The organism is Streptomyces sp. BE20 (assembly GCF_036322525.1).
Taxonomy (GTDB): Bacteria; Actinomycetota; Actinomycetes; order Streptomycetales; family Streptomycetaceae; genus Kitasatospora.
Map to the genome: position 1 here is coordinate 79,521 of NZ_JAQYWW010000587.1, position 13,050 is coordinate 92,570.

The window sequence follows — 13,050 nt, forward strand, 5'->3', positions numbered from 1 at the left end:
GACCGGCGGTCCTCCGGAATCACAGGGTGCTGGCTGCGCCTCGCGACCGGCGCGAGGGTGGTGCCATGACCGACCACGCATCGCGGCAACAGCCCGACCCCACCCGGCAGAAGACCGTCCTCCTGGTCACCGCGCACCCCGAGCCCCGTTCGCTCACCTCCGCGCTGTCCGCGTTCGCGGCCGACCACCTGCGGGCCGCCGGGCACCGGGTGGAGGTGTCCGACCTCTACGCGATGAAGTGGCACGCGTCGTTGGACGGCGACGACTTCCCCGACCTGCCGGCGGACGAGCGGCTGGAGGTCCTGGCCGCCCAGGGCGAGGCCACCCACGCGGGGCGGCTCTCGGCGGACATCGCCGCCGAGCAGGAGAAGCTGCGCCGGGCCGACGCCGTGGTGCTGCAGTTCCCGCTGTGGTGGTTCTCTGTGCCCGCGATCCTCAAGGGCTGGATCGACCGGGTGTTCACCTTCGAGTTCGCGCACGGGCCGGCCGTTCCGCCGCCGTACAGCGAGGGCGCGCTCGGCGGGCGCCGGGGCCTGCTGGCCGTGACGGCCGGGGCCCGGGAGTCGGCGTTCTCCGACCGGGGCGCGCACGGCCCGCTGGCGGACCTGCTGTTCCCCGTGCAGCACGGGGTGCTCTGGTTCACCGGCATCGCGGCGCTCGAACCGTTCGCGGTGTACGGGTCGGTGGACGTGTCGTCGGAGCGGTTCGCGGAGCTGGCGCGGGAGTACGGGCGCCGGCTGGACGGGCTGTTCACCGATGAGCCGGTGCCCTTCCGGCGCCTCGACGGCGGCGACTACGGGCGGGACATGCGGCTGCTGCCGGGCGTCGAGGAGCCGGGCACGGCCGGCCCGGGCCTGCACCTCGCGCCGCGCGGCTGACCCGCCGCCGGCTCGGCCCTGGGCCTGTGCGGCGGCGGGCCGGGCCGACGGCGGGCCGGTGCGGCGAGGGTCAGAGCTTGGTGGCCTCGTGGACCTGGTGGAGGTGGATCAGGATGTCGTACGCCTGGTTGACGGCGAGGCTGGGGGCCGGCTGCGCGAAGCTCGATCCGGCGTCGTGGACGGGGCGGGGGGTGTCGAGCCAGTCGCGGCCGGCGGCCGACAGCGTGCGCAGGTCGACGTAGTAGTCGCGGTGGCGGACCCGGTCGAGGGTGTACTCCTGCATGTCGGGGGTGGCTGCCGGGACGGTCACGGCGTTCCAGGGACTGCCGAGGGTGGTCGCCGTGAGGAAGGACCCCTGGTTGAAGGTGAAGCCGATGGCGGCGTAGCCCCGCCCGAGCGCGTTGCGCAGGTAGACGCCCTGCGTCGTCGGGTACATCACGGGGTCGGTGGACAGGTAGCCCACGTGGCCGTTGTGCGCCGACAGCAGCATCCTGTCGCCGGTGCGGCGGTTCCACCAGGCGGTGTTGTCGGCCATCGCCCGGTCGCGGTAGTGCTCCGCGACGGACACCGACTCGGGGTCGGCCAGGTCCAGGGAGGTGAAGACGAAGGTCTGGAGGATGTTGCGGGCGTGCTGCTCGGCCCACTCGTAGGTCTCGCCGCCGGCACCCTTGCCCGCGGTGACCAGGTCGAACGCCTGCTGGGCGACGGCCGCGTTGTGGCGCCGTTCGGCGAGGGGCCTGCCCAGGTAGGCGAACACGTCGTCGAGGGGGCGCAGGCCCGCGTACAGCGCCTCGACCTGCGCGAGGTCCTGGGGGCGGGCCGTGCGGACGTAGGAGGTGACCCGGTCGAAGACCTGGTCACCGAGCCTCGGCGCTCCGACGTCGTTGCCCATGAAGTGGACCCTGCGGTCCGGGTGCCGGTCGTTGTGCCGCCGCATCCAGCTGATGAGGCTGACGAACTCCTCACGCTCCCAGGGGGATCCGGCCAGCGCCTCCTTGGCCGTCTGCCGGGCGTCGCCGGGGCCTCCCTGGAGGTACTCGTCGATCCGAAGACCGGCCGACCAGCTCATCTCCAGGGCGAAGGTGGTGAAGCCCTTCTCCTCGACGAGGTAGCGGAAGACGCGTTCCTTCATGGCGAAGAACTGGTGCGAGCCGTGGGTGGCCTCGCCCAGCCCCACCACGGCGGCGTCGCCGACCATCGCACCGAGCGCCCGGAGGTCGGTGCTGCGGCCACCGGGTTCCGTCGACCGCAGCGGCTGCGCGGCGCTCTCCAGCGCACGGATCGCGGCGGCCTGCCGTCCGTCGACCGCCGTGGCGCCGGATGCGGCGGGCGCGGGACCGGCGGGCACGGCGGAGGCCACCGGGGCCAGCAGGGCGGTGGCCGCGAGCGCTGCCGTCGCAGCGAGCAGCCCGCGTCGTCCGATCGCCGTCATGTGCGCAGTCATCCTGATCATTCCTCAGTTCGGTGTTCCACTGGGCGGTGGAATGATCATGGCTCGGGACGGGGGCGGGCCGCGCTGGGGCCGTCCTCCGAACCTGTCCGGGGGTAAACCCCCTGCTCACCGGGTGGTTGTCCACCGGACGGGGCCCGGTGCCGCCCGGCGCCGCGCCCCTCCCCGCCCGGCCCGTGGCGACGGGCCCGTCGCCACGGGCCGGGCGCCGCCGACCCGGCGCGGTCAGGGCCAGCCCGTCGGCTTCGCGGTCATGGTGGCCCTGGCCGCGACGATCGCGGCGCACGCCCTGCGGACCTCCCGGTCGGCCCAGTCGGGCGGCAGCGGCCCCTGCGCCCCGAGGGCGGCGGCCTGCCGCTGGAGTTCGCGCAGCGCGCCGCCCTGGGCGCTGGAGAGGCCCATCTCCTGGTAGTCACCGAGGTCCGTACCGCCGTCGAGGTACGTGCGCAGCCAGGGCGCGATGCTCAGGACGCAGTCCTCCAAGGGGTCGAACGACGGCGAAGGCGCCGTCGGCGTGGTCGACGGGGCGGCCGTCCCCGGTGACGCGTTCCCGGGTGACGCGTCGGGTCCACCGCATCCCGACGCCGTGGCCGCCGCAACAACCAGGGCCGGACCTGCCAGACCGGCCAGGAGCCGTTTCCGCATGCCCGCATTGTGGCTCCGCCGGCCGGCCCGCACCAGAGTTCGGCGCGGGCCGTCGGGTCGGCCTCCGGATCGGAGGCCGGATCGGAGGCCGGATCGGGCTGTGGCGACCGGGCCGGACGGGACCGGCGGCGGCCCGTCAGACCGCCGCGGACGGAACGCCCGGAGCAGCCGTCGGGGTGGCCGTCGGGGTGGTGGGAACGCCCGGGGCCGTCGGGGCCGTCGTGGACCCCGCCGGCGCGCCGAGGTTGCGTTCGGCCTTGGCGACGGCGGCGCGGTAGTAGAGGGACGCGAGTTGGGGGGAGACGGAGTCGCGCTGGAAGAATCCGTAGGAGAGCGCGACGTCGCCGAGGCGTTCGAGGCCGAGGTAGCCGTTGAGCGGGATGCCCGCCAGTTCGCCGTCGAGGCGGACGGCGGGGGCGCCCGGCCGGTCCCCGAGGGCGACCGGGGTCACGGTGAAGACCACGGGGGCGCCGGTGTCGTCGGTGAAGGTGATGCTGCGGCAGTCGGCGAACGCGGCGGTGACGGCGGCGAAGTCGGTGGTGAGGCGGTCCGGCTCCTCGGCGGTGAGCGATTCGGTGATCATCGGGTTGCCGGCCGGCCCGTCGAACTCGACGCCCTGGTGCGGGCGTCCGGAGGGCCCTCGGGCGGTCTCGCGGTTCAGCAGCGCGCGCAGCGCGTCGCACCCTGCCACCGGGGAGGCGTCGCTCTCGGGCGAGGGGCTCGCGCCGACCGGGAGTTCGGTGAAGTCCGGTCCCAGTTCGTCGGCGGTCAGCAGCGCGGCCCTGAGCCGGTCGTCGGTGGGCAGCTGTGCGGCGGCGGCCGGAGCGGCGGCGACCGTGGCCCCGGCGGCTGTCGCGAGCGTCACGGCCGGCGCGGGCCGAGCGGACGGCGATCCTGCGGCGAGCCCGGTGGTGCCGAGGGTGAACACGGTGAGACCGGCTGCCGCGACGGTGAGGGCGAGAAGAGGCCTGGGGAGAGACATGCGGCCCCCGGTCGGGAGTTCGGGCAGGGACAGGCGTCCAGTCTCCCACCGCGTCCGGGACCCCGCCCGTCCGACGGGTGGATCCGCAGGTCAGGACGGGCCGAGGGCCTCGGCGGCGCCTTCCGCGGGACCACGCGCCGGACCGCCCGCCGGACCACCCGGCGGGCCGCCGTCGGTCCGGTCGGACGGCAGCGTGGCGAGGGTCTCCGTGAGCCACTGCGCCCAGAAGGCCTCCAGCCCGATGCCGGCCCGCAGCACCGCGTGCTGCAACGGGTTCGCGGCGTCGCCCTCCCCCGGCGGGAAGTCGCGCCGTTCGATCGCCCGGTAGTCGGCCAGCTGCGCCCGGTGCAGGGCGAGGTGCCGGTGGAGTTCGGCGTCCAGGCCGGCCGTGCCGACCACCGCGGCGGCACGCAGCCGCAGCAGCAGCGGTTCCCGGACCGTCTTGGGGTCGTCCCCGGCGGCCGTCCACCGTGCGAGTTCCGCACGGCCCTCGGGCAGGACCTCGTACTCCTTCTTCTGCCCGCGCACCGGCCCGGTCTGCGGGAGCGCCCGGATCAGCCCGGAGGTCTCCAGCCTGCCCAGCTCACGGTAGATCTGCTGGTGGGTGGCGGACCAGAAGAAGCCGATCGACTTGTCGAACCGCCGGGTCAGCTCCAGCCCCGAGGACGGTTTCTCCAGCAGGGCGGTCAGGATGGCGTGCGGCAGCGACATGGGTCGATCCTAGGGGTCGCGGGGATTCCGCCCGCGCCCCTCGGAGCGGCGGTCGGAGTGCGGCGGTCAGAGCGCGGCGGCCAGCTCGGTGCCCTGCTTGATCGCCCGCTTGGCGTCGAGTTCGGCGGCCTCGTCGGCGCCGCCGATCAGGTGCGGGGTGATGCCGAGGGCGCGCAGGGCGGCGTCCAGGTCGCGGCGCGGTTCCTGGCCGGTGCAGAGGACGACGGTGTCGACGGGCAGCAGCTGCGGTTCGCCGTCGAGGGTGACGTGGAGCCCGGCGTCGTCGATCAGGTCGTAGCGGGCGCCGGCGACCATCGTGACGCCGCGGTGCTTGAGTTCGGCCCGGTGGATCCAGCCGGTGGTCTTTCCGAGGCCGGCACCGACCTTGCCGGTCCGGCGCTGGAGCAGGTGGACGCGGCGCGGGGGCGTCGGCCGCTCGGGCCGGGCGAGGCCGCCGCGCTCGCGGTACTCCGGGTCGATGCCCCACTTGCGCTGGTAGACGGACGCGTCGAGGCTTGCCTCGTCGCCCTGGTCGGTGAGGTACTCGGCGACGTCGAAGCCGATGCCGCCCGCCCCGACGACGGCGACGCGCTCGCCGACGGGCGCGCCGTCGCGCAGCACGTCGAGGTAGCCGAGGACGCTGGGGTGGTCGATGCCGGGGAGGTCGGCGGGGACGCGCGGGGTGACGCCGGTGGCGAGGACGACCTCGTCGAAGTCCTCGGCGGCGAGTTCCGGTGCCGCCACGATGGCCCCGAGCCGCTGCTCGACGCCGAGTTCGGCGAGGCGGGTGCGGTAGTAGCGGATGGTCTCGTCGAACTCCTCCTTCCCCGGGATGCGCCGGGCGATGTCGAGCTGGCCGCCGACGGTGTCGGCGGCGTCGAACAGGGTGACGGCGTGGCCGCGTTCGGCCGCGGAGACGGCGAACGCGAGGCCGGCCGGTCCGGCGCCGACGACGCCGATGCGCTTGCGCGTCCTGGTGGGGGCGAGGACCAGCTCGGTCTCGTGGCAGGCGCGCGGGTTGACCAGGCAGGAGGTGGTCTTCCCGCTGAAGGTGTGGTCGAGGCAGGCCTGGTTGCAGCCGATGCAGGTGTTGACGGCGTCGGCGCGGCCGTCGCGGGCCTTGGCGACGAAGTCGGCGTCGGCGAGCAGCGGGCGGGCGAGGGAGACCAGGTCGGCGTAACCGTCGGCGAGCAACTGCTCGGCGAGTTCGGGGGTGTTGATGCGGTTGGAGGTGACCAGCGGGATGCCGACCGAGCCCATCACCTTCCGGGTCACCCAGGCAAAGGCGCCGCGCGGCACGGAGGTGGCGATGGTGGGGATGCGCGCCTCGTGCCAGCCGATGCCGGTGTTGATGATGGTGGCACCGGCCTCCTCGACGGCCCGGGCGAGCTGCACCACCTCGGGGAGGGTGGAACCGCCGGGGACGAGGTCGAGCATGGAGAGCCGGTAGACCAGGATGAAGTCGGGGCCGACCCGCTCGCGGACGCGGCGGACGATCTCGACCGGGAACCGCATCCGGTTCTCGTACGGGCCGCCCCACTCGTCCTCGCGGTGGTTGGTGGCGGCGGCGATGAACTCGTTGATCAGGTAGCCCTCGGAGCCCATGATCTCGACGCCGTCGTAGCCGGCTCGCCGGGCGAGGGCGGCGCAGCGGGCGAAATCCTCGATGGTCCGCTCGACCTCGTCGGCGGTGAGGGCGCGCGGCGGGAACGGGCTGATCGGCGCCTGGACGGCGCTGGGGGCCACGAGGTCGGGGTGGTAGGCGTAGCGGCCGAAGTGCAGGATCTGGAGGGCGATCCGGCCGCCGGCGGCGTGCACGGCGTCGGTGACGACGCGGTGGCGGTCGGCCTCCTCCTCGGTGGTGAGCATGGCGCCGCCGCCCCAGGGGCGCCCGGCCTCGTTGGGGGCGATGCCACCGGTGACGATGAGGCCGACGCCGCCGCGGGCGCGTTCGGCGTAGAAGGCGGCCAGCCGCTCGGGGCCGTCGGGGGCCTCCTCCAGGCCCACGTGCATGGACCCCATGACGACGCGGTTGGGGAGGGTCGTGAAGCCGAGGTCGAGCGGGCGCAGCAGGTGCGGGTAGGGCGGCGGCGGGGTGGCGGTCATCGGGGGTCTCCCAGGGCTTCGTCGAGGCGGCGGCTCGTTGTTACCACACGGTAGGGGAGGGGATGCCTATATGCAACTAGTTGCACAAGAGGGTGCGACCGAACTCCCGCCGAACCCCTCCCCCGGCCCCGCCGAACCCCTTGCGGCGCCGCCCCCGGGGCGGCCCGGCCGCCACGGCACTCCACCCGCCCCTTTGCTGACGGATCGTCAGTCCACGGCGTATGGTCGTCGGGAGACGGGCGGGGCCGGCCGAGGCCCCGGAGAGGGGGCACGGCCGTGCGGGGTGGATCGGTCGCCGTGGTCGGCGGCAGCATCGCGGGGTGCGCGTTCGCCCGGGCCGCGGCCCGCGGCGGGGCGGAGCAGGTCACCGTGCTGGAACGCAGCCCCGGGCGCCTGGAGGACCGGGGCGTGGGCCTGTGCGTGGTCCTGGACCGCTACGCCGAACTGGTCCGGGCCGGCCACCTCGACGACGGCATCCGCCACCACCCGCTCACCGAACGGCACTGGGTGGCCGCCGACCCCTCCGGCACGCACGGCCCGCGCGGGCGGGTGCTCTGGGTCCAGCCGATGGCCATGCACGCGTTCCACTGGGGCGTGCTCTGGCAGGGACTGCGCGAACGCGCCCCGGACGCCGTGGAGTTCCGCACCGGGACGACCGTCACGGCGGTCGGCGGGGGCGGCCCCGACGACGGCCCGCGGGCCTGGGTGGCGACCTCCGGCGGGCGCGACCCGTACGACCTGGTGGTCGGCGCCGACGGCCACCGTTCGGTGGTCCGGGGCGCCGTCTGCCCGGACGCCCGGCCCGAGTACGCCGGCTACGTCTGCTGGCGCGGCAGCTTCGACGCCCGCCTCCTCGACCGGCTGCCCGGCGGGGGCGCGCGCTGGCCCGGGCACGAGGTGATCACCGCCTGCTATTCCGGCGGTCAGGTCGTGCTCTACCGCATTCCCGGCCTGGCGCCCGGCACCACCCTGGTCAACTGGGTTTTCTACGCCCCCGCACCCGCCTGGCTGCACCCGACCGGCGACACCGGGGCCGGCGTCCCGGCCCACACGTCGGCCGACCCCGACGGCATCCCGGCCGGCTCGCTCGACCCCGTCCGCCTCGACGAACTGGCCGACCTCGCCGACCGACACCTCCCGCCGTACTGGGCCGGGGTGGTCAACCTGACCCCGGTCGAGCGGATCCTGCTCCAGCCGATCCACGACCTCGCGACCCCGCGCCGCACCGCCGGACGCCTGCTGCTCGCCGGGGACGCCGCCACCCTGGTCCGCCCGCACAACACCAGCGGCGCGGCCAAGGCCCTCCAGGACGCCTGCGCCTTCGAGGACGCCTGGCGGTCGGCGGACGGCTGGGACGATCTGCTGCCCGGTTACGACCGCGAACGCGGCGCGGTGGGGCGGGCGTTGGTCGACCTCGGCCGCCGGCTCGGACGGGCCCAGGTCACCGGCGCACCGGACTGGAGGACCATCGACGAGGCCGGAATGGCCGAGTGGTGGCGCGAACAGCTCGCCGGTACGGGCGGGTTCGGCGGCCTGTCCCTCGACCGGCCGTCGAACTCCCCTTCAGTGACGGACGGTTCGACCCGTCAGACGTTCACGCCGTAATCGGTCGCGATGCCGCGCAGGCCGGAGGCGTAGCCCTGGCCGATCGCGCGGAACTTCCACTCGGCGCCGCTGCGGTAGAGCTCGCCGAAGACCATCGCCGTCTCGGTCGAGGCGTCCTCGGTGAGGTCGTAGCGGGCGATCTCCTGGCCGTTGGCCTGGTTGACGACCCGGATGAACGCGTTGCGGACCTGGCCGAAGCTCTGGTGCCGGGCGTCCGCGTCGTAGATCGACACCGGGAACACCACCTTGGCCACCTCGGCCGGCACGGTGGCCAGGTCGACCTTGATCTGCTCGTCGTCGCCGTCGCCGCCACCGGTCAGGTTGTCACCGCTGTGCTCGACCGAACCGTCCGGGCTGCGCAGGTTGTTGAAGAAGACGAAGTGCCCGTCCGAGAGCACCTTGCCGACCGCGTTGCAGAGCAGCGCGCTCGCGTCCAGGTCGTAGTCGGCGCCGGTGGTCGTCCGCACGTCCCAGCCGAGTCCGACGATGACGGCGGTGAGGCCCGGCGCCTCCTTGGTCAGCGAGACGTTGCCGCCCTTGGCCAGCGAAACTCCCACAGTGCCCTCCTCGGTTGCGCTACTGCTCTCCCTGGAAAAGAATCTACAACACTGTAGAGATCACGAGAATCCGTGCGACCGAATACAGCCATCCCCGGCCGGCACACGGCCGACCCCCCCCGCCCGCCCCCGGCACGCTCCCCGGCCGAGCCCCGCCCCTTCGCGGCCCGCCGCCTCAGCCACCCTCCGCCAGCAGCGCCGCCACCTGCGGCGGAAGCAGGCACGCCTGCCGGGCCAGCAGGTCGACGAAGGCCGCCGTCAACGGGTCCGGCCTGGTCCGGGTGTACGCCACCAGCGCCCGCCGGACCGGCGGCTCCGGCCGGCGGACCAGCCCGTCGAACCCCGGTGGCACGATGTTCGCCGGCACCAGCGCCACTCCCAGACCGGCCGCCGCGAGCAGCGGCGCCGCCGCCGTCTGCTCGGTCCGCACCGCCACCCGGGGCCGGAACCCGGCCTCCGCGCAGGCCGCGTCCAGCAGGTCAGCGAGCCCGTTCCCGGGGGCGTAGTGCACCCAGTCCCGCTCCGCCAGCTCGGCCAGCGGAACGCGCCGGCATCCCTCCGGCTCCGCGTCCTCCGGCGGCAGCGCCAGGACGAACTCTTCCACCCCCAGTTCCCTGATCGGCCCCTCCCAGTCGGCCGGCTGCGTCCCCACCGCGACGTCCGCCTGCCCCGCCGCCATCGCCGCCCGCAGCTCCTCGTTGTGCGCGTACTCGCGCAGCCGGATCCGCACCCCCGGGTGCGCGCGCCGCCAGGCCCGCAGCACCGGCGGCAGGATGCCCAGGCTCACCGAGTACACCGTCGCCAACTCCAGCTCACCGCCGTCGAGTCCGGCCGCCGAGCGGGCCGCCGCCCGCAGCCGCTCGGCATCCGCGAGCGCCGCCCGGGCGTGCGGCAGCACCGCCCGCCCCATCGGCGTCAGCCGCACCGCGCGCGGCAGGCGCTCCAGCAGCGCGCCGCCCACCGCCTTCTCCAGCGCCCGCACCTGGTGCGAGAGCGCCGGCTGAGTGACGTGCAGCAGCTCGGCCGCGCGCGTGAAGGAACCGGTGTCGACGACGGTCACCAGGTACTCGAACTGTCGGAGAGTGGCCATGCAGGCAGTTTATGGCTTTCCCAGAAAACAAGCCTTGGACGTATCACCCCTGCTCGGCGGAGGGTTGCGGACATGACCTCCTCCGCAACGCTCCCCCTCGCCGGCCGCCGCGTCGTCGTCGTCGGCGCCGGCTCCCACACCGGCCGCGCCCTCGCCCACACCGCCTCCGCCGCCGGCGCCGAACTCGTCCTCGCCGGCCCCGACCCCCGCAAGCTGGAGTGGACCGCCGGCGAACTGACCGGCCCCACGAAGGTCGTCCCGGTCGACCTCGCGGACGAGGACTCGATCGCCGCCCTCGCCGCCGCCACCGGCCGCTTCCACCACCTGGTCTCCACCGCCGCCATGCCCGCCAACGGCCCGCTCGCCGAACTCGAACTCGCCGACGTCCACCGCGCGTTCGCCGCCAAGGTGTACGGCCCGCTGCTGCTCGCCAAGCACCTCGCCGGCCAGGCCGCCACCGACACCCCCGACGGCGCCTCCTTCACCTTCTTCTCCGGCGTCGCCGCCTGGCGCCCCGCGCCCGCCCGCACCGTGATGGCCACCACCAACGGCGCCCTCGCCTTCCTCGTTCAGGCCCTGGCCGTGGAGATCGCCCCGGTCCGCGTCAACGCCGTCTCTCCCGGCATCGTCGACACCGGCGCCTGGGACCGGATGGGCGCCGACAAGACCGACTTCCTGCGTTCCGTCGCCGACCGCAACCCCGCACGCCGGACCGGCACCACGGAGGACCTGGTCCGCGCCGTCCACTTCGCGATGACCAGCCCCTTCGTCACCGGCACGGTCCTGCACGTCGACGGCGGCGGCCGCCTCGTCTGAGGCGCGGCCAGGGCGCCGTGGCGTCCCCCCTTCTTCCCCGAGGCCCCGTTCCCGAGGCCCCGGTCCCGTTCCCGGGCGGGAAGGGGGGCGGCCCGGGCCGGGGCCGACTGTCCCCCGGCCCGGGCCGCTCCCCTTCCCGGTCACCGCCCACCACTCGCGCAGCGCTCGCGCTCGCCCGGCCGGGCCGAGGGGCCGGACGTAGACTGGCGTGGTCGCGCGGGGGGCTCGGCGGTCCCCCGGAGGTCTTCATGCGCCAGCGGCACAGCTTCCATCTCGACCGGGCCGGGCACTCCGTCACGGTGAACGTCCGGTCCGGCTGGATCACCGAGACCGAGGTGCTGGTGGACGGCAAGGAGGTCGCCTTCCACCGCGTCCACGGGCACGGCGTCTACCCGCTCACGCTGGCCGCCCGGCTGCCCGAGGAGCCTCCGCTGCCGCTCGCCGTCGAACTCAAGCGGACCGGTGACCCCGAGCGCCCCCTCGCGTGCGCGCTGGACGTGCACGGCGCGGTGCACCCGATGGCGGAGCGCACCGGGCAGTGACCGCCCGGCGACCCGGCCGCCTGCCGCAACACTCCGCGCTCGGCACTCAGCGCTCGGCGCTCGGCGCTCGGCGGACCTTGGCGATGATCTCCTCGACGGCCGCCCCGGCCCGCTCCGCGTCCGCCGGGACCAGGCCGATCCGGGTCCGGCGGTGCAGCACGTCCTCGACGTCCAGCGCGCCCTCGTGCGTCACCGCGTACACGATCTCGGCCCGGCTGACGTCGACGCCGCCCGCGACCGGCGCCGCGTAACCGGCACCCAGCGCCTCCCCCGCCACGAGCACCTCGCGCGCCGCGCCGCCGTGGCGGGCGACCAGGGAGGCCGGCACCTCGCCCTCGGGGCAGGGCCGGCTGTCGCGGTGGCCGGGCGCACCGACCAGCGGCAGGCGGGTGGTCCAGCAGTCGCGGGCAGGCAGCTCGCGCAGGCGGACGGCGGTGTCGACGGCGTCCTCGGCCATCCGGCGGTAGGTGGTGAGCTTTCCGCCGACCACCGTGATCACGCCGTTGGGCGACTCCAGCACCGCGTGCTGCCGGGAGATGTCCGCGGTGGCGCCGTCGCCGGTGTCGAGCAGCGGCCGCAGCCCGGCGTAGGCGCCGCGCACGTCGGCCCCGGTCAGGGCCGTCTCCAGGGCGGAGTTCACGGTGTCGAGGAGGAAGTCCAGCTCGGCGCCGGTGGGCCGGGGCTCGTCCGGGATCGGGCCGGGCGCGTCCTCGTCGGTCAGGCCGATCGCGACCCGGCCGAGCTGCTGCGGCAGCGCGAAGACGAACCGGCTGGTCGACCCGGGCACGGGGACGGTGAGCGCGGCGGTCGGCCGGCCGAGGGCCGCGGCGTCGACCACCAGGTGGGTGCCCCGGCTGGGCCGCAGCCGGATCGACGGATCCACCTCGCCGGCCCAGACTCCCGTGGCGTTGACGACGGCGCGGGCGGTGAGGGTGAACGACTGGCCGGTGAGTCCGTCGGTGAGCCGGGCGCCGCCTCCGGTGACCTCGTCGGCGCGGACGCGGGTGAGCACCGAGACCCCGTACTGAGCCGCGGTACGGGCGAGGGCGACCACCAGCCGGGCGTCGTCGACGAGTTGCCCGTCGTGGGCGACGAGGCCGCCGTTCAGACCGGCTGCCCGCAGCCCGGGCACCAGGTCACGGGCGCGGGCGGCGTCCACCCGGCGGACCCGGGGCAGCAGGGTCCCCGAGGTGCCGGCGCTCAGCCGCAGGGCGTCGCCCGCGAGGAAACCGGCCCGGACCAGCGCGGCCTGCCCCGGGCGGAACAACCCGTCCAGCAGCGGCACGAGTTGGGGCAGCGAACGGACCAGGTGAGGGGCGGTACGGGTCATCAGGACACCGCGTTCGCGGGCGCTCTCCCGCGCCACGCCGATCCGCCCGGAGGCGAGGTAGCGCAGGCCGCCGTGGACGAGCTTGGAACTCCAGCGGCTGGTCCCGAACGCGAGGTCGCGGGACTCGACGAGCACGGTGCAGAGCCCGCGCGCCGCCGCGTCGAGGGCGACACCGACGCCGGTGATGCCTCCGCCGATCACCAGGACGTCGACGACGGGGTCGGCGGCGAGCGCGTCGAGCTCCAACTCCCGGCGACGGGCGGTGAGTCGGGTCGTCCCGGCGTAGGGTCCGGCGGTGGTGGTCATCTGCGGCCTCCGTGGCGGGTGGCGTTGCGGCG

The 13,050-nt window shown here is 75.1% G+C and carries 12 protein-coding genes; 4 read left to right on the top strand and 8 right to left on the bottom strand.

Annotation, left to right across the window (positions count from 1 at the left end; genetic code table 11):
• Positions 1–65: 65 nt before the first annotated feature.
• Positions 66–878 (top strand): NAD(P)H-dependent oxidoreductase, encoded by an 813-nt coding sequence (locus tag PUR61_RS11100; protein ID WP_329878332.1) that lies wholly within the window; start codon positions 66–68, stop codon positions 876–878.
• A 70-nt stretch (positions 879–948) separates the two neighbouring features.
• Here the strand turns inward: PUR61_RS11100 and PUR61_RS11105 are convergent, their stop codons facing one another.
• The 5 genes from PUR61_RS11105 to PUR61_RS11125 all read right to left on the bottom strand — a co-directional run bounded on the left by PUR61_RS11105 (position 949) and on the right by PUR61_RS11125 (position 6,772).
• A complete protein-coding gene (locus tag PUR61_RS11105) occupies positions 949–2,322 on the bottom strand; it encodes an erythromycin esterase family protein (RefSeq protein WP_329878334.1) in 1,374 nt (457 codons plus the stop codon).
• A 231-nt stretch (positions 2,323–2,553) separates the two neighbouring features.
• Complete coding sequence (locus PUR61_RS11110) at positions 2,554–2,973, bottom strand: hypothetical protein (protein ID WP_329878336.1); 420 nt, start codon at positions 2,971–2,973, stop codon at positions 2,554–2,556.
• 136 nt (positions 2,974–3,109) lie between these two features.
• A complete protein-coding gene (locus tag PUR61_RS11115; protein ID WP_329878338.1) occupies positions 3,110–3,955 on the bottom strand; it encodes a hypothetical protein in 846 nt (281 codons plus the stop codon).
• Positions 3,956–4,045: 90 nt separating this feature from the next.
• Positions 4,046–4,666, bottom strand: coding sequence for a PadR family transcriptional regulator (locus PUR61_RS11120; RefSeq protein ID WP_329878340.1), 621 nt, complete (start codon positions 4,664–4,666; stop codon positions 4,046–4,048).
• 66 nt (positions 4,667–4,732) lie between these two features.
• Positions 4,733–6,772, bottom strand: a complete 2,040-nt coding sequence (locus PUR61_RS11125) for an NADPH-dependent 2,4-dienoyl-CoA reductase (protein ID WP_329878342.1) — start codon at positions 6,770–6,772, stop codon at positions 4,733–4,735.
• 276 nt (positions 6,773–7,048) lie between these two features.
• Between PUR61_RS11125 and PUR61_RS11130 the strand changes: the two genes are divergently transcribed.
• Entirely contained in the window at positions 7,049–8,377 is a 1,329-nt protein-coding gene (locus tag PUR61_RS11130; protein WP_329878344.1) for an FAD-dependent monooxygenase, read from the top strand.
• Here PUR61_RS11130 and PUR61_RS11135 read toward each other — a convergent pair.
• Positions 8,359–8,934, bottom strand: coding sequence for a TerD family protein (locus PUR61_RS11135; protein ID WP_329878346.1), 576 nt, complete (start codon positions 8,932–8,934; stop codon positions 8,359–8,361). The genes PUR61_RS11130 and PUR61_RS11135 overlap by 19 nt on opposite strands.
• A gap of 175 nt (positions 8,935–9,109) precedes the next feature.
• Positions 9,110–10,024, bottom strand: a complete 915-nt coding sequence (locus tag PUR61_RS11140; protein WP_329878348.1) for a LysR family transcriptional regulator — start codon at positions 10,022–10,024, stop codon at positions 9,110–9,112.
• Between the two features lie 72 nt (positions 10,025–10,096).
• Here PUR61_RS11140 and PUR61_RS11145 point away from each other — a divergent pair, with 72 nt between their 5' ends.
• Together PUR61_RS11145 and PUR61_RS11150 are read left to right on the top strand one after the other, a co-directional pair.
• Positions 10,097–10,840, top strand: coding sequence for an SDR family oxidoreductase (locus tag PUR61_RS11145; RefSeq protein WP_329878350.1), 744 nt, complete (start codon positions 10,097–10,099; stop codon positions 10,838–10,840).
• 248 nt (positions 10,841–11,088) lie between these two features.
• Positions 11,089–11,382: a hypothetical protein gene (locus PUR61_RS11150; protein WP_329878351.1), complete on the top strand. Its 294-nt coding sequence runs from the start codon at positions 11,089–11,091 to the stop codon at positions 11,380–11,382.
• 46 nt (positions 11,383–11,428) lie between these two features.
• Here PUR61_RS11150 and PUR61_RS11155 read toward each other — a convergent pair whose 3' ends face one another.
• A complete protein-coding gene (locus tag PUR61_RS11155; RefSeq protein WP_329878352.1) occupies positions 11,429–13,018 on the bottom strand; it encodes a glycerol-3-phosphate dehydrogenase/oxidase in 1,590 nt (529 codons plus the stop codon).
• Positions 13,019–13,050: the final 32 nt, after the last annotated feature.